Annotated in this window: 13 protein-coding genes; 7 read left to right on the top strand and 6 right to left on the bottom strand. The window is 74.8% G+C overall.

The window, feature by feature from the left end; all coding sequences use genetic code 11:
• Positions 1-217 precede the first annotated feature (217 nt).
• The 3 genes from O4U47_RS10915 (at position 218) to O4U47_RS10905 (ending at position 4,021) form a co-directional block, all read left to right on the top strand.
• Positions 218-2,518, top strand: a complete 2,301-nt coding sequence (locus O4U47_RS10915; protein WP_270677673.1) for a DUF5682 family protein — start codon at positions 218-220, stop codon at positions 2,516-2,518.
• Positions 2,519-2,621: 103 nt separating this feature from the next.
• Entirely contained in the window at positions 2,622-3,848 is a 1,227-nt protein-coding gene (locus O4U47_RS10910) for a VWA domain-containing protein (protein WP_270677672.1), read from the top strand.
• A gap of 29 nt (positions 3,849-3,877) precedes the next feature.
• Positions 3,878-4,021 (top strand): GPGG-motif small membrane protein, encoded by a 144-nt coding sequence (locus O4U47_RS10905; protein ID WP_270677671.1) that lies wholly within the window; start codon positions 3,878-3,880, stop codon positions 4,019-4,021.
• Between the two features lie 16 nt (positions 4,022-4,037).
• Here O4U47_RS10905 and O4U47_RS10900 read toward each other — a convergent pair whose 3' ends face one another.
• Positions 4,038-5,207 (bottom strand): magnesium and cobalt transport protein CorA, encoded by a 1,170-nt coding sequence (locus tag O4U47_RS10900; RefSeq protein ID WP_270677670.1) that lies wholly within the window; start codon positions 5,205-5,207, stop codon positions 4,038-4,040.
• Between the two features lie 159 nt (positions 5,208-5,366).
• On the opposite strand from O4U47_RS10900, the gene O4U47_RS10895 reads away from it, so the two are divergent.
• Both O4U47_RS10895 and O4U47_RS10890 read left to right on the top strand, forming a co-directional pair.
• Positions 5,367-5,912, top strand: coding sequence for a GNAT family N-acetyltransferase (locus O4U47_RS10895; protein WP_270677669.1), 546 nt, complete (start codon positions 5,367-5,369; stop codon positions 5,910-5,912).
• Positions 5,909-6,559 carry an alpha-ketoglutarate-dependent dioxygenase AlkB family protein gene (locus tag O4U47_RS10890; protein WP_270677668.1) on the top strand — a complete coding sequence of 217 codons (651 nt, stop codon included), beginning with the start codon at positions 5,909-5,911 and terminating at the stop codon, positions 6,557-6,559. Before O4U47_RS10895 ends, O4U47_RS10890 begins: the two co-directional genes overlap by 4 nt.
• Before the next feature lie 4 nt (positions 6,560-6,563).
• On the opposite strand, the gene O4U47_RS10885 is transcribed toward O4U47_RS10890, so the two are convergent.
• Together O4U47_RS10885 and O4U47_RS10880 are read right to left on the bottom strand one after the other, a co-directional pair.
• Complete coding sequence (locus tag O4U47_RS10885; protein ID WP_270677667.1) at positions 6,564-7,757, bottom strand: carboxylate-amine ligase; 1,194 nt, start codon at positions 7,755-7,757, stop codon at positions 6,564-6,566.
• Positions 7,758-8,178: 421 nt separating this feature from the next.
• Positions 8,179-9,975 carry a cation:proton antiporter gene (locus O4U47_RS10880; protein WP_270677666.1) on the bottom strand — a complete coding sequence of 599 codons (1,797 nt, stop codon included), beginning with the start codon at positions 9,973-9,975 and terminating at the stop codon, positions 8,179-8,181.
• Between the two features lie 115 nt (positions 9,976-10,090).
• Here O4U47_RS10880 and O4U47_RS10875 point away from each other — a divergent pair, with 115 nt between their 5' ends.
• Positions 10,091-10,318, top strand: a complete 228-nt coding sequence (locus O4U47_RS10875) for a hypothetical protein (RefSeq protein ID WP_017624373.1) — start codon at positions 10,091-10,093, stop codon at positions 10,316-10,318.
• A 27-nt stretch (positions 10,319-10,345) separates the two neighbouring features.
• Here O4U47_RS10875 and O4U47_RS10870 read toward each other — a convergent pair whose 3' ends face one another.
• Positions 10,346-11,353: an EamA family transporter gene (locus O4U47_RS10870; RefSeq protein WP_270677665.1), complete on the bottom strand. Its 1,008-nt coding sequence runs from the start codon at positions 11,351-11,353 to the stop codon at positions 10,346-10,348.
• 71 nt (positions 11,354-11,424) lie between these two features.
• On the opposite strand from O4U47_RS10870, the gene O4U47_RS10865 reads away from it, so the two are divergent.
• Positions 11,425-12,420 (top strand): LysR family transcriptional regulator, encoded by a 996-nt coding sequence (locus O4U47_RS10865; protein WP_270677664.1) that lies wholly within the window; start codon positions 11,425-11,427, stop codon positions 12,418-12,420.
• Between the two features lie 69 nt (positions 12,421-12,489).
• On the opposite strand, the gene O4U47_RS10860 is transcribed toward O4U47_RS10865, so the two are convergent.
• Positions 12,490-13,446, bottom strand: coding sequence for a LysR family transcriptional regulator (locus tag O4U47_RS10860; protein WP_270677663.1), 957 nt, complete (start codon positions 13,444-13,446; stop codon positions 12,490-12,492).
• Between the two features lie 328 nt (positions 13,447-13,774).
• Entirely contained in the window at positions 13,775-14,800 is a 1,026-nt protein-coding gene (locus tag O4U47_RS10855) for a ketopantoate reductase family protein (protein WP_270677662.1), read from the bottom strand.
• Positions 14,801-14,851: the final 51 nt, after the last annotated feature.

The following is a 14,851-nucleotide window of genomic DNA, read 5'->3' as shown; positions in this document are numbered from 1 at the left end:
CTGCGGAGCGTGGGCCGGTTCCCGCCGCTGGACCGCCTCGCGGCGGTTCCCGCGGCCGACGCGCCGCCGGCTCCGGGGGCCGCCCCTTCGACAGGATCGGCGGCGGGGCGTGTCGGTGGGAGCCGCCTTGTCGTGGAGGGGCGGCCGACCGCCGGTGTCCGGCCCGCCCCCGAACGAGACGAGAAGCGCCCGCCGACGCCCCGAGGAAGGACCACCGATGAACACCACCGACTCCGGGCGGGTGCGCGTGCTCGGTGTGCGGCACCACGGCCCGGGGTCCGCGCGCGCCGTCCGGACGGAGCTGGAGGACTTCGCCCCCGACGCGGTGCTCGTCGAGGGGCCGAGCGATGCCGACCCCCTGCTGTCGCTGGTCGGCGGGCTCGAACCGCCGGTCGCGCTGCTCGCGCACGCCCCCGGCGCGCGCGGCGCGCGCAGCGGGCCGCGCCGTTCGGCTTTCTGGCCGTTCGCCTCCTTCTCCCCCGAGTGGCAGGCCCTGCTCTACGCCCATGAGCACGGCTGCGACGTCCGCTTCTGCGACCTCCCCGCGTCCGTCTCACTGGCGGTGGAGGACGGTGGGAGCGACGGGGGCGCCCCTCTTGCCCGCCCCGCCGACCCGCTCGCCGAGCTCGCGGCAGCGGCCGGATACGACGACGCGGAGCGCTGGTGGGACGACACCATCGAGCACCGCGGGCGCGAGCGCGACCACCTCCCTAACGCGCGATCGGCCCCAGCCCTGGCCCCGCCGTCGCCGTTCGCCGCCATCGCCGAAGCCATGACCGAGGTCCGCGCCCGCACCGCCCCCGGCCCACCTCCCCTCCACGAGGCCCGCCGTGAGGCCCATATGCGCCGGGCCGTGCGCTCGGCCCTGCGCGCCGGGCACGCCCGGATCGCCGTCGTCTGCGGCGCCTGGCACGTCCCGGCCCTCCTGCAGCGCCCCAAGGCCGCCGAGGACGCCGCCCTCCTGCGCCGCATGCCCCGCGTCGCCGCCGAGACGACGTGGATCCCGTGGAGCCACGGTCGCCTCAGCGCCTCCTCCGGCTACGGGGCGGGCGTACGCGCCCCCGGCTGGTACCACCACCTCTTCTCCGCCCCCGACCGCCCACTGGAGCGGTGGCTGTCCGAAGCGGCGCGGCTGCTGCGCGCCGAAGGTGAACACGTCTCCACGGCCCATGTCATCGAAGGCGTCCGGCTGTGCGAGGCGCTGGCGGCGCTGCGCGGCCGCCCCCTCCCCGGACTCGACGAGGCCGGGGAGGCGGTGGCCTCGGTCCTGTGCGAGGGGTCCGCCCTCAAGGCCGAACGCGTGCGCGCGGCCATGGAGACCGCCGAGCGCCTGGGCCGCGTCCCGCCGTCGGTGCCCAAGGTGCCGCTCCAGAAAGACCTCGAAGCGCACCAGCGCCGTCTGCGCCTGCGTCCTGACGCCGAGCCGCGCGACCTCGACCTCGACCTGCGCGAGGAGAACGGGCGCGCCCGCAGTGCCCTGCTGCACCGGCTGCGCATGCTGGAGGTGGACTGGGGTGTTCCCGTCGCCGATCCGGTGCGCGTGCTGGGCTCCTTCCATGAACGCTGGCGGGTGGCCTGGTACCCGGAGCTGGAGGCGGCGGTCGTCGACGCCTCTGTCTGGGGTTCGGACGTCGCCTCGGCCGCCGACGCGCGCACACGCGACCGCGCGGCGCACGCGGATCTCACCGGACTGACCACGCTGGCCGAGCACTGCTTGAAGGCCGGGCTCGACAGTGCTCTGGAGGCGGTGCTGGACCGCGCCTCAGCGCGCGCGGCGCACGCCTCCGACACGGCAGCACTGATGGACGCCGTGCCGCCCCTGGCCCGCGCCGCCCGGTACGGGGACGTGCGCGGCACCGCGAGCGCCCCCTTGCGTCGCGTCGCGGCGATGCTGCTGGACCGGGTGTGCGCCGGGATCGGGCCTGCCGTCACGAACCTGTCGGAGGAGGCCGCCGAGGAGATGTGCGGTGCGGTGGAGGCGGTCCACCGGTCGGCGGTTCTGATCGGGGGTGCCTCCGAGCGCTCCTGGTGGGACGCGCTGGTCCGGCTGTCGACGCGATCGGGCGTGCCCGGCCTCGTGGCGGGCCGGGTACACCGGCTGCTGCGCGACGGCGGCCGCTTGGGCGACGGGGAACTGCTCCGGCGGTTGAGCCGTGCGGCCTCGCGCGGGTCGGAGCCGCAGCGCGCGGCGGCGTGGATCGCGGGCTTCCTCGGGGGCGAAGGGCAGGTGCTCGTGCACGACGAAGGGCTGTTGCGCCTTGTCGACACGTGGTTGTGCGCTCTGGACGGTGAGTCGTTCGGCGCGGTGCTGCCGCTGCTGCGCCGCACGTTCGGCGGGTTCTCCAACGGTGAGCGCCGTGCGATCGCCCGGAAGGTGCGCACGCTCGGCGTCGGCCCTCGAACGGCGTCCCCGGGATCCGAGGGCCCTGAGGAGTCCGAGGCCTCCGGCGTCGACCTCGACCGCGCCGCGGGGGCGGTGGCCACTGCAGCGCTGCTCCTGGGCCGAGAGGAGGGGTGAATGGAGGAATGACGGGTCCGGGCCGCGCCACTCCCCTCGGGTGACGGGGCTCCCCGCGAGAAGCGCCCCTACGTCCCGACACCGACGTCCCCATTGGAGAGCCATGACGCACCCCGGTGTCCCCCCGTCCGCCGACGCGACCGCGCCCGTACCCGCCACCGACGCCTCCGGCGAGCGGCTGCGGCGTTGGCGCCTCGTCCTCGGCGAACCGTCCGGGTACGGCCCCTTGCACGGGCGCGATGCACGGGTCGACTCCGCGCTCGCCGCCCTCTACGACGGAGGCCCCGACGGCTCCGACCGCGCCCCGGACGGCTCCGCTCCGCGCGGGGCGACGCTCGGCGACTCCTCTCCCCGCGTCGCGCGCTGGCTCGGCGAGGTCCGCGACCTCTTCCCCGCGCGCATCGTGCGCGTCCTCCAGGACGACGCCCTCGACCGCCTCGGGGTGCGGCGCATGCTCCTCGATCCGGGCCTTGCGGAGGAGGTCCGGCCGGACGTCCATCTGGCCGCGGCGGTACTGGCGCTGGCCGACTCCCTGCCCGAGGAGGCCCGCGCGCCCGCCCGCACCCTTGTCCGGCGGGTCACCGACGACCTTGAGGAGCGCCTGGCGCACCGGATGCGCTCGGAGCTGCGCGGCGCCCTGGACCGCTCCGCGCGCACCCGCCGCCCCCGCTCGGCCGCCGACGTCGACTGGCACGCCACCATCCGCCGCAACCTGCGCCACTACGTGCCCGAGCGCGGCGTGCTGGTCCCCGCCTCGGTCGTGGGCCGGGCCCGCAGCGGCCCGGGGGTGCGCGGCCAGGTGGTGCTCGCCGTCGACCAGAGCGGTTCGATGGCCGCCTCCCTGGTGTACGCGGGGGTGTTCGCCTCGGTCCTGGCCTCGCTGCACTCCCTGCGCACCCGCCTGGTGGCGTTCGGCAGCGACGTGGCCGACCTGACCGACCGCCTCTCCGACCCGGTGGACACGCTGTTCGGGGCCTCCATCGGCGGCGGGACCGACGTCGGGCGCGCGCTCGCCTACTGCGAGCGGCTCATCACCAGCCCCGCCGAGACGGTCCTGGTCCTCATCTCCGACCTGCACGAGGGCGGTTCCCCCGACGAGATGCTCCGCCGCCTGGCCGCGCTGCGCTCCGCCGGGGTGCGGGTGGTGGTCCTGCCCGCGCTCTCCGACGACGGCACGCCCGCCTACGACCCGCAGAACGCCTCCGCCCTGGCCGCCCTGGGCATCCCGGCCTTCGCCTGCTCCCCCGACGACTTCCCCGACCTGATGGCCGCCGCGATCGAAGGGCGGCCGCTGTCGGAGTGGGCCCAAGAACGCGGGAACGGGCGTTAGTCGATCACCGCCGGGGTCAGAGGACTCCCATGGGACTGCTTCTCCTCATACTCGGAATCGTTCTCATCGTCGCCGGCGTGTTCGCCCTTATCAGGGGACAGCTTCTCTGGGGCGCCGTCCTCGTCATCGTCGGCCTGGTCGTCGCGCCCAGCAACCTCGTCCTCGGCCTGTGACCCGGGGCCGAGGGCCTCACATCCAGTCGCGCACCTTGAACACCACATAGAGGGTGACACTGATCCCCAGCATCAGCACCAGCGCCAGGGGATACCCGAAGATCCAGTGGAGCTCCGGCATGTGGGTGAAGTTCATGCCGTAAACGGCGCCCACCAGGCTGGGCGCGAAAAGAATGGCGGCCCAGGCGGAGATCTTCTTGGTGTTCTCCCCCTGCTCGTAGCTGGCCTCGGTGAGGCGGCGCATCTCCTCGTTCTGCCGCTGCGAGACCAGGGTGGCGTTCACCTGGAGGATGTCCTGGAGCATCTGCCGGAAGCCGTCCACGCGCTCGGCGACCGTCGTGGCGTGGTCGGCCACGTCGCGCAGGTGCCGCCGGAGCTCCTCGTCGGTGCCGTAGCGGTCGAACCCCTCGGCCAGCCGCCTGAGCATGGACAGCAGCGGGCGCGTCGCGCGCTGGAACTCGATGACCTCGCGCGAGAGCTTGTAGATGCGCCGGGACGCCGCGGGGTCCCCGTTGAACACCTGCGTCTCGATCTCGTCGATGTCGTTCTGGAGCCCCGCCACCACCGGCGCGTACCCGTCGACGACGGTGTCCATGATCGCGTACAGCACCGCCTCGGGCCCCAGGGCGAGCAGGTCCGGGTCGCCCTCCAGGCGCCGCCGCACCGCCGCCAGGTCGGGGGCCTCGGCGTGGCGCACCGTCAGCACGAAGCGCGGGCCGGTGAACACGTGCAGCTCACCGAAGCGGACCTCCTCCTCGTCGTCGAGGTAGCGGGCCGCCTTGAGCACGACGAACAGTGTCTGGCCGTAGCGCTCCAGCTTGGGGCGCTGGTGGGCGACGATCGCGTCCTCGACGGCGAGCTCGTGCAGTCCGAACTCCTCGGCCACCACGACGAGCTGCGAGGCCGCGGGGCGGTACAGCCCCACCCAGGCCATGGCGCCCGGTTCGGCGTAGGTCCGCCTGTGCAGCTCGGCCAGGTCGGAGATGTCCTCGGGCCCCTCGCCCCGCTTGCCGTCGACGTAGATGGCGGCGTCGATGACGCTCTGCCGCAGCGGCGGGGTCTCCCCCTCGTCTTCGGCCCGGGGGTCCATGGAGTACTCGGGCGCCTCGCTCGGCGCGCCCCGGCGCTCGTGGCGCCGGGTGCCGCGGAGCCCGGGAAGCCAGTCCAACGGTCGGCGCTGCGCCACGGCGATCACCCCCCGGGCCATCACACTAGCCGGAGGGCCGGTGAGCACCACCGTGCCGCGCCGAAGGGCCGACAAAGCGGACGGAAAGGACGCCGTGCGGCCAATCACAGCCACGGAATCCGATTGCCTCGCCGGGTTCGGCGGTGGTGGCATGGATCCATGGCCCCATCATCGCCCGCGGTCACGGTCCGCCATGCGCGCTCCGGCGACGCCGCGCCGATCGAAGAGATCAGAGTCGCCGGTTGGAGGTCGGCCTACCGCGGCCTCATGCCGGACGAGGTCCTGGACGGCCTGGCACCCGACCACGGGCGACGCACCGCCCAATTGGACGACCCCCTGGGGACCGACCTGGTCGCCGACGTGGACGGCCGTGTCGCGGGGTGGCTCAGCTACGGCCCGGCCCGCGACGGCGACGCCCCGCCCGGGGCGAACGAGGTCTACGCGTGCTACGTCGCCCCGGCCGCCTGGCGCGGAGGCGTCGGTCGCGCCCTGATGGCCGCGGCCCTCACCCACCTGGACGGGGATCCGGCGCTGCTGTGGGTACTGAAGGGGAACCGGCGCGCCATCGGCTTCTACGCCGCCTTCGGTTTCCACCCCGACGGCGCCGAGCGCGCGCTGGAGCGGCCGAGCGCCGCGAACGTCACCGCGGTGCAGGGCATCCTCGAAGTGCGCTGCCGGCGCGAACCGGAAGGACGGGTCCGATGAGCGAAGCACTGTTCGAGGCCGGGCCGACCGAGGTCGCCCCCGGGGCGGTGCACGTGCCCGGGTGGCTGCGCCCGGACGCCCAGACCGAACTGGTCGACCTGTGCCGCCGCTGGTCGCGCGGCCCCGGCGGCATGCTGCGCCACCGCATGCCGCGCGGCGGCGAGATGAGCGTCCGCATGACGTCGCTGGGCTGGTTCTGGCGGCCCTACGCCTACAGCAGGAGCCTGCCCGGCGGCGAGGCGGTGCGTCCGTTCCCGCGCATCCTCGGGGAACTGGCGCACGACGGTGTCGCCGCCGCCTACGGGGCGCCCCCGCCCGAGGAGGCGCCCGAGTACGACGTGGCCCTGGTGAACTTCTACGACGGCGACGCCAGGATGGGAATGCACCAGGACCGCGAGGAGGAGGCCGATGCGCCGGTGGTGTCGCTGAGCCTGGGCGACGCGTGCGTCTTCCGGTTCGGCAACACCGAGAACCGCAACCGCCCCTATACCGACGTCGTACTCCGCAGCGGCGACCTGTTCGTCTTCGGCGGGCCGTCGCGGATGGCCTACCACGGCGTCCCCCGCACCATGCCCGGAACGGGCCCCGCCGAACTGGGCCTCGACGGACGGCTGAACATCACCATCCGCGCCTCCGGCCTCGGCTGAGCCATCACTTCTCGGTGGCGGCGAGGCCGTACCGGGTCTGGCGGACCAGGAGGTCGACGACATCGCTCAGGCGCCCGCGCCGGGCGTAGGCCGCGCGCTGGCGTCGCGCCCCCGACCCCGCCGCGACGACCCGTTCGAGGAGCGCGGCCGCCGACGCCGCCTCCCCCGCCGCGGCGAGCGCGGGCTCGGCATGGGCGAACATCCGCTCCACCGCGGCGCGTGCGGGCTCCGAATCCCCGGTCGCGGGGTCGTACGCCTCCCCTTCGAGACCGTCTCGGGCCGCCCGCCACAGGGCCAGGCGCAGAGGGCGGTCGGCGGGCCCAGGCGACGGCGCGGGTACCCCCGCGAGGCCGCGCACCAGCACGGCCGCGAGCACCGCCTCCTCCGCCGTGGCGGCCACGTCGCCCACGCGCACCTCCACGGTGGGCAGTTCCGGGGCGGGGCGGACGTCCCAGTAGACCATGCGCCGGTCGAGGGCCGCTCCCGAGGCGGTCAGCTCCTGGACCGCGCGCCCGTACTGTGCCGGGGAGTCCATCGGGGGCGGCGGCCCGGCCGAAGGCAGCCACCCCCAGGACACCCGGCGCCAGCTCGCGTGGCCGGTGTCGCGCCCGCGCTGGAACGGCGAGTTGGCAGTGAGCGCGAGCAGGGCGGGCAGCCAGGGCCGCAGCCGGTTGACGGCCTCCAGCGCGGCGGCGGTTCCGCGTGCGCCCACGTGCACATGGCACCCGCACACCGCATGGGAGTCGCGCAGCGCACCGAACTCGTCGGCGATGGCGCGGTAGCGCGGCCCTTGAGTGAGCGGGGCGGCGGCGACGTCGCCGAGGACGGCCGTGCCGGTCGCGGCCACGGCCAGGCCCCGGTCTGCGGCGGCGTCGCCCAGCTCGGCCCGGGCCCCCGCCAGTCCCCGCGCCATCTCCTCAGCGGTGCGGCACACCGGGCCCGAGGCCTCGACCTGGAAGCGGGTCATCTCGACTCCCAAGCGCGCTCCGGACTCCGGGCGGTCCGCGAACCGGGCGCGGACGGCTTCGAGGACGTCGCCCGCACGCGGGGCGACCAGGCGGGAGTCGGGGTCGACGACGAAGAACTCCTCTTCTTGCCCGAAGGTCGGAACCGTTGCGGGCACGGGCGGCTGGGGGCCGGGAAGGGCGGCGGCTCCGCCTGAGGTCGGGGTCTGCGGGGTCCGGTCGGTGTGGCTCATGCGGCGCCTCGTTTCGACAGGCCCAGGGGCGAAACGGCACACGGGTCGCAGGGGATGCGCGGCCGGTGTCCGCGCCGGTGCGGTGGGCGAAGGGAGGGCGGGCGCACGGCACTCGGCGCCCGCATCGGCGGGGTTCGGTCCGGAGTGATACCCGCGCCGCCGATCCGCCGACCTCTCCTGAGGGGCCCGAATCCCCGGCGCCGCACCGACGCGTTGACGTGCCCGCCCGGCCCCTGCCGATGACGCAGCCCACAGGACGGCCATGGTGGCGGAACGGACGCCCCTGGCGCGAGCGGGTGGTGCGAACACCGCTCTCACCCGCCCCAGGGGACCGGAACGCGCCTTCGCACGGGCGGAGCACCGGAATGCCCGATTCCCCGGCGGCCGTCGGCCCCAGGCGCGGACGCGCCGCCCCCTCAGCTCACTTGCGCACGAGGTCGCGGATGTTGACGAACAGCAGGATCGCCACCACGATCCCCGTCGGTACCAGCACGGCGATGCGCCAGTTCAGGACGAAGGCCACGATGATGCCCGCGATCACGGCCGCCACCAGGGCCAGGATCGCCACCCCGGTCAGGAACGACCACAGCTTGCGCCGGGCGAAGGCGTCGATGGTGGCGAAGATGAACACGATGCCGATCATCGCCGGCATCACGTCGCTGCCCCGGAGGAAGTACAGGCTGGCCCCCAGGGCGATGATCAGCAGCGGCGTGCTGAGCGTGGCCCAGATGTTCAGGAACCGCGACGGGCGCTGCCCGCCGGAGGAGAAGGGCATGTGCGGGGCGCGCAGGTGCTCGGTGGGGCCCATGGCCAGCGGGGTGTCCGAGGCGAGCGCCTCCTGGTGCTCCTCCATCTCGTCCCGGATCAGGACGCGCTCGCGGTAGAGCTCGGCGAGCTCGCGCTCCTGCTCGGCGATCTGCTCGCCGTACTCCGAGCCGCGCTCGCGCGAGTGCGCGTCACGCCTGAGCACCACGCGCGCGGCCGACAGGCGGCGCAGCCGGTCGCGGCGCTCGGCGATCTCGTCTTCGGCCTGGGAGATCCGCTTCTCCAGGTCGGCGATGTGCTCCCGGAGGCTGGTGCGGGCCGCCTCGTCGGTGGCCGACACCTTCTGCAGGCCCACCCACTCCAGCGGGTCGGACCAGGACCGGCGCACGTTCCCGTCGCGCTCGTACCGGGGGCCGCTGGGCGCACGCTCACCGTCGAAGAAGTCCTTGGTGTCGCGCCCCCACAGGCCGCGGAAGCCGCGCACCCACGGGGTGTCGTCGTCGATGAGCACCGGCCGCCACTCACGGTCGCCGCCTGGGCCCACGGCGATGCCGTCCCCGCGCGCGTAGTCGACGAACGGGACCCCGATGCCGTGCCGCATGCCGCTGCTGCCGGGGAACAGCCGCTCGGTCATGCGGCGCCACAGCCGCACCACGCCCCGCAGCACGGCCGGGTCGACCTGGATGAGGTAGTCCCCGGGGAGCAGCTGGTGCGAGTGCGACCCGGCGCCCGGGTAGACCACCGGGTGGTCGTTGATGCGGTGCAGGGACGGGTCGTCCCAGGAGCGGCGCAGGTCGTCGCCCCGGTATTCGTGGGAGGAGGCCCCCACCCACAGCGGGCGGGTGCTTCCGTCGGGCTCCTCGACCACGTAGACCATGACCTTTTCCCAGTCGGCCTCGTGGTCGTTGACGCCCCCGTAGATGGAGCGCCAGTCGTTCATGGCGTAGAAGAACCAGTACTGGAGCGCGATGTAGCCGCCCTCGCGCACGACGCGGCCGTAGTAGACGGCGCCGCCGTCGTCGACGCGGTCCCGGTAGCGGGTGGCTGCAGCGGCGGCCACCCCTCCGGGAACGGCGCCGCGGATCAGCAGGGAGACCTTGACCAGGACGTCCAGCAGGCGCCCGAGCACGCCGACGGCGGCCAGGCGGCCGTGCTTGGGGATGACCGGGCGCGTGGTGCGGCGGAACCGGCGCGCCTCGGCGCGCAGCGAGGCCTCCTGGACGAACCTCAGGTGGGCCCAGCGCCCGGGGAACTCCCGGTCCGCACCGGCCAACCGGTCGAGGTCGAGCTCACCTGCGGGCACGGCCTCGCGTTCCTTGCCGCCCTCCTCGACCCAGAGGCTGCAGGCCTCGACGTAGGGGCGCACGTCCGTGGGGAAGAACAGCTCGCCTCTGGTGTACCGGAGCACGGGCTCGTAGCGGCGCAGCAGTTCCAGGTCTGATTCTTTGCTCATGGTCGGATCCGACATTAGTGGATCGTGAGACCTCCGTATTCCGTCCTGTCCCCGCCTCAGGCCGCCCGGGGCGGGCGTTTCCGCCCGCCTTCGGGGAGGCGTAGCGTTGGGTGCCATGGAGCAGGACACGATCGCGGAGCTTGCGGAGTCGGTGCACGACGAGTCGCCGATGGTCGCGCTGATGGCCACCGTCAAGCTGCGCGACGAGGTGGAGCGCCTGCTGACGCTGCACGTCCGGCGTGCGCGCGCGCAGGGCGCCACCTGGTCGGAGATCGCGATGATCCTCGGCATCAGCAAGCAGGCCGTGCACAAGAAGTACGGCGGGAAGCGCCGCGAGCCCTGAGCCGCGAGCCCTGACCGCGCCCGCCGTTCAGACGTGCTCGGGCGAGCGCCCCCTACGCGGCCCGCGCCCGTCGCCCCCGTCCCGGACGGCCCCGCCCCGGTCGCCCGCGGTGGCCCCGGCCTCTCCGGCGGACCCGGTCCCGGCGGGTACGGCCTGCGGCGTGCGGTCGCCTCGCGCGGCTCCGGCCCCCGCGGCCACGACCAGCATCATCCCGGCGGCCTGCCCCCAGCCCGGCACCTGCTGGATCAGCACCATGCCCATGATCAGGCTCACGGCCGGCTCCAGGGCGGCGAAGACGCTGAAGGCGGCCCGGCTCATCCGCTGCAGCGCGACCATCTCCAGCAGGAACGGCACGACGGGGAAGAGCAGGGCGATGCCCAGCACCGCCAGCAGGCCCTCCGGGGAGGGGTCGGCCAGCGCGGAGGGCGCGCCGAAGGGGGCCGTGACCACCGCGCCGACCGCCATGGACAGGGCCAGGGCGTGCACGGGCCGGAAGCTCCCGCCGACCTTCTGGGTCAGGATGATGTACAGCGCGACCGTGACCGCCCCGGCCAGGCCGAACGCGATGCCGACCGGGTCGGTGCCGCCGGTCCAGGGGCGGGTCAGCAGGAGCACCCCGGCCACCGCGGCGGCGATCCACACCAGCTCGGCGCGGCGGCGCATCGCCACCACGGCCACCACCAGGGGGCCGAGGAACTCCAGGGCGGTGGCGGTGCCGAGCGGGATGCGGGCCGTGGCCTCGGAGAAGAAGCCCATCATCCCCGCGCTCACTGTGCCCAGGATCACCACCGACCCCAGCTCACGGCGGCTCGCACGGCGCACGGCGGTCCACAGCCCGGGCCCGGAGAGCACCACCAGCACCGCCGCGGCGAACGTCAGCCGCAGCCACGTGACGCCCATCGCGCCCATCCGGTCGAACAGGTGCACCGCCAGCGCGCTTCCGGTGTGCAGGGCGAACATGCCGAACAGCACCAGCAGGGGCGCGGGGGTCCGCGCGCCCGCGGCGCGCACTCGGGTCAGCAGGGAGATGATCACCCGACCATTGGATCCACGCGCTTTGTTTCTGTCCACGGACCTGAGGCGAAGGGGCCGTGTACTTTTACGACATGGATCTGACACGGCTGCGCCTGCTCGTGGAGCTGCAGCGGCTGGGCACCATGGCCGCCGTCGGCGAGGTCGCCGGGATGGGCACCTCCGCGGTCTCCAAGCACTTCGCGGTGCTGGAGAGGGAGGTGGGGGTGGCGCTGCTGGCCGCGGACGGGCGCCGGGTGCGCCTGACCCCGGCCGGGCACCGGCTGGCCGCGTACGCGGTGGACATCCTGGCCCGGGTGGAGGCCGCCGAGGCCGAGCTGGCCGGGGCCGGTGAACCGGCGGGGCGGGTGGACCTGGCCACCTTCATCAGCGTCAGCACGCCCATCGTGCTGCCCGCGCTGGGCCGCCTGGAGGCCGAGCACCCGGGCGTGGACGTGCGCATCATCGAGCACGAGCCGGACGAGGCGCTGGCCCTGCTCCAGGACGGCGGCGCGGACCTGGCCCTGGTCTACGAGTACAGCCTGGTCCCCCGGCGCTTCCCCGACTCGCTGACGCTGCACCTGATCGGCACCGAGCCGCTGCTGCTGTCCCAGCCCTCCGACGACCCCGGGGCCGACAGCCGCCCGCTCACACGGCAGCGGCTGCGGGGGCTGTCGGAGGCGCACTGGATCGCCAACTCGCGCGGCAGCGACGAGGACGAGCTGGTGGGGCGCCTGTGCGCGTCGGCCGGGTTCGCCCCGCGCATCCGGCACCGGGTGGACAACCTGGAGGTCGTGGAGCGCTTCGTGGCGGCGGGGCAGGCGGTGGGGGTGATGCCCAAGCTCGCGGCGGCGACCCGCCGGGGCGTGGTGCACTCGCCGCTGGGCGACCTGGGCGGGAACCGCAGGGTGTACCTGGTGGGGCGCACCGGCGCGTGGGCGTGGGCGCCGATCCGCCTGGTGGCGCGGCGCCTGCACGAGGCGGCGGGCGACGTCCTCGACGGGGTGGGGCCGCTGCCCGCCGAACTGGCCCCGCCTGAACGGGACGGCACGCACGGGGAGCCCGAGCGGGAGGGCTTCCGCGGCCTCTAGCGCGCGGCGCACCGGACGCCCGGCGCGCTTCGGGGGCACGTGGGCCCGCACGAGGGGCGTGGCCGCCCTTCACACCTCCGTGGCGGCCGTCTGCCCGGGGCCGACCGACATCAGCGGGCCCACGGCGGGGACCGGGACCTTGCTCGCGGCCTCGCGGATCGCGCCGAGCAGCGGCTCGGGCGAGGCGCCCGCCCGGGTGAGGGCGATGATGTGGCGCCGGGCCGTGTTGCGGACCGTGCGCACCACCACGTTGGGCGAGGCCAGGCCGGTCCACCCCATCCGGGGCATCAGGGCCACGCCCAGCCCGGCCTGCACCAGCGCCATCACCGCGCTGAACTCGTCGACGGTGTGCACGATGCGCGGCTGGAACCCGGCCTGGTTGCAGGCGGCGGTGACGCAGTCGTACCAGGCGGTGCCCGGCGCCGACATGATCCAGTCGACGTCGGCCAGGTCGGAGGCCAGTTCCAGGTCGGGGTGCGAGGCCAGCGGATGGTGGTAGGGCAGCACCGCGTCGAAGGGCTCCACCATGATCGGGTCCATGCGGAACTCCGAGGAGCCGCTGTGCGGCAGGTGCACCGAGGACATGGTGACCGCCAGGTCCAGGGTGCCGGTGCTGAGCAGCTCGGTGCTCTCCTCGGGCTCGGCCTGGACGATCTCGAAGCGCCACCCCGGGTGGGTGCGGCCCAGCGCGGCGACGGCCGGGGCCAGCAGGTCGGAGACGCCGGTGGAGAAGGACCCGGCGCGGGCCACGCCCACCCCGCCCTCGGAGTAGGCGGCGAGGTCGGCCTCGGCGCTCTCCATCTCGGCGAAGATGACGTCGGCGTGCTCCAGCAGCACGCGCCCGGCGCCGGTGAGCAGGAAGCGGCGCCCGCGCCTCTCGACCAGTGCGGCGCCCGTCTCCTTGGACAGGGCCGCCAGCTGCTGTGAGACGGCGGAGGGGGTGACGTTGAGGGCCTCTGCGGTGCCCGCCACGGTGCGGTGTTTGGACAGCGCCTGCAGCAGCTGCAATCGCCGGACGTCGATCATGATCCTTAATCTAGGCGAGACCGGAACGCGTTCCGGCCATCGTCGGCGCCCGGCAGGGTGATCCGTTCCACCCGCCCGTCGGCGGATCCGGCAGCCGGATCGGCGGTCCGGTCCAGGGCCGGGCCGCGTTTCCGGCGTCGGCGGCGGCGCCCCTGCCGCCCGCGTGCCGATCGGGAGACGCACTGCTCGGCGGGGCTTCGGGCGTCTCCGGGGCCGGGCGCGGGGCGGCGGGTGCGGACCGCGAGGACGCCGGTGCGGTCCGTCACCGTGCGCCGCTTCCGACGGTGTCCGGGGCGGCGCCTCAGGGCGCCGCCCCGTGACGAGGAACTCACCCCTTCCGCGCGCTCCGGTTGGCGGCGTCGACGCGTTCGAGGTCGGCGACGATGCGCGCCGTCACCGGGGTCTCCACCCCCGACTCCCGGGCGGCGCGCAGGAAGGCCCCGCCGAGGGCGTCGACCTCCATCGGCCGTCCCGCTTCGCGGTCGCGCAGCATCGAGGGCTTGGTGTCCGGGGGGATGGTGTCGACCGCCCGCTCGATGTGGCCGGAGTCCAGCGCGACGCCGATGCGTGCGGCGGCCTTCTCCACCTCCCCGGCGACGCCCAGCAGGTCGGCGCGCCGCCCGCCCGTCCGCACCCCGCCGATGGAGGACTCGGCGTGGGTGCACACCAGGGCCGTCGGCAGGAGGAAGTGCATCTTCCTCCAGAGGATCTCGTCCTCGGTGCCCTGGGCGCTCATCGTCAGCCCGGTGGCCTCGATCGCGTCGGCGAACGCCGCGGCGCGTGGGCCGGGGTCGGGGTCGGAGGCGATCGCGAACGCCGCGAAGGGGCTGGACTGGACGATGTGGCCGGGGGCGACACGGGTCGACTCCACCCGGATGGCCGCGCCGACCGCCGTCGCACCGGGGAAGCGTCTGCGCAGGGCCCGCATGTGCTCGAACCCGTTGAGCAGGGGGACGACGAGGGCGCCGCGCACGTGCTCCGCGGGGATCCGGTCGAGGGCCTCGTCGAGGGCGGTGGCCTTGCAGCCGACGACGAGGACGTCGGCGGGCTCCTGGAGGCGCGGGACGGCCGGGAGGCGGACGGTGAAGTCGCCGAAGGCCGCGGAGTCCACGCGCAGCCCGTGCTCGCGGATGCGGTCGGCGGTGGACTCGGTCGCCACCACCGTCACGTCGTGCCCGTCGCGGTGGAGGAGGCCGGCCAGCAGGCCGCCCACGCCTCCGGGGGACAGGACCGCGATGCGGCCCGGCCCTTCGGCGCCGCCGTGCCCGTCGGGGCCCAGCCCCTCGGAGCCGTTCCGCTCGGGGGCGTCAGCGCGCTCCCGGTCCTCGTCGCCCGTCCGGTCCTGGTTCGCCATGGTGGCTCCTTCTGTCGGGGCCGGGCGGCCGGCGTGCCGCGGCGTGACCGC

The sequence above is a fragment of the Nocardiopsis suaedae genome, assembly GCF_027706745.1.
GTDB lineage: Bacteria > Actinomycetota > Actinomycetes > Streptosporangiales > Streptosporangiaceae > Nocardiopsis_A > Nocardiopsis_A suaedae.
The sequence above is the reverse complement of the archived record's forward strand: the minus strand, read 5'-3'. Positions and strand labels throughout refer to the sequence as shown.

Excerpts from the sequence above, each read along its gene's own strand:
- O4U47_RS10915 (WP_270677673.1), top strand. The coding sequence starts at position 218 with ATGAACACCACCGACTCCGGGCGGGTGCGCGTGCTCGGTGTGCGGCAC.
- O4U47_RS10910 (WP_270677672.1), top strand. The coding sequence starts at position 2,622 with ATGACGCACCCCGGTGTCCCCCCGTCCGCCGACGCGACCGCGCCCGTA.
- O4U47_RS10905 (WP_270677671.1), top strand. The coding sequence starts at position 3,878 with ATGGGACTGCTTCTCCTCATACTCGGAATCGTTCTCATCGTCGCCGGC.
- O4U47_RS10895 (WP_270677669.1), top strand. The coding sequence starts at position 5,367 with ATGGCCCCATCATCGCCCGCGGTCACGGTCCGCCATGCGCGCTCCGGC.
- O4U47_RS10890 (WP_270677668.1), top strand. The coding sequence starts at position 5,909 with ATGAGCGAAGCACTGTTCGAGGCCGGGCCGACCGAGGTCGCCCCCGGG.
- O4U47_RS10885 (WP_270677667.1), bottom strand. The coding sequence starts at position 7,757 with ATGAGCCACACCGACCGGACCCCGCAGACCCCGACCTCAGGCGGAGCC.
- O4U47_RS10880 (WP_270677666.1), bottom strand. The coding sequence starts at position 9,975 with ATGAGCAAAGAATCAGACCTGGAACTGCTGCGCCGCTACGAGCCCGTG.
- O4U47_RS10875 (WP_017624373.1), top strand. The coding sequence starts at position 10,091 with ATGGAGCAGGACACGATCGCGGAGCTTGCGGAGTCGGTGCACGACGAG.
- O4U47_RS10865 (WP_270677664.1), top strand. The coding sequence starts at position 11,425 with ATGGATCTGACACGGCTGCGCCTGCTCGTGGAGCTGCAGCGGCTGGGC.
- O4U47_RS10860 (WP_270677663.1), bottom strand. The coding sequence starts at position 13,446 with ATGATCGACGTCCGGCGATTGCAGCTGCTGCAGGCGCTGTCCAAACAC.
- O4U47_RS10855 (WP_270677662.1), bottom strand. The coding sequence starts at position 14,800 with ATGGCGAACCAGGACCGGACGGGCGACGAGGACCGGGAGCGCGCTGAC.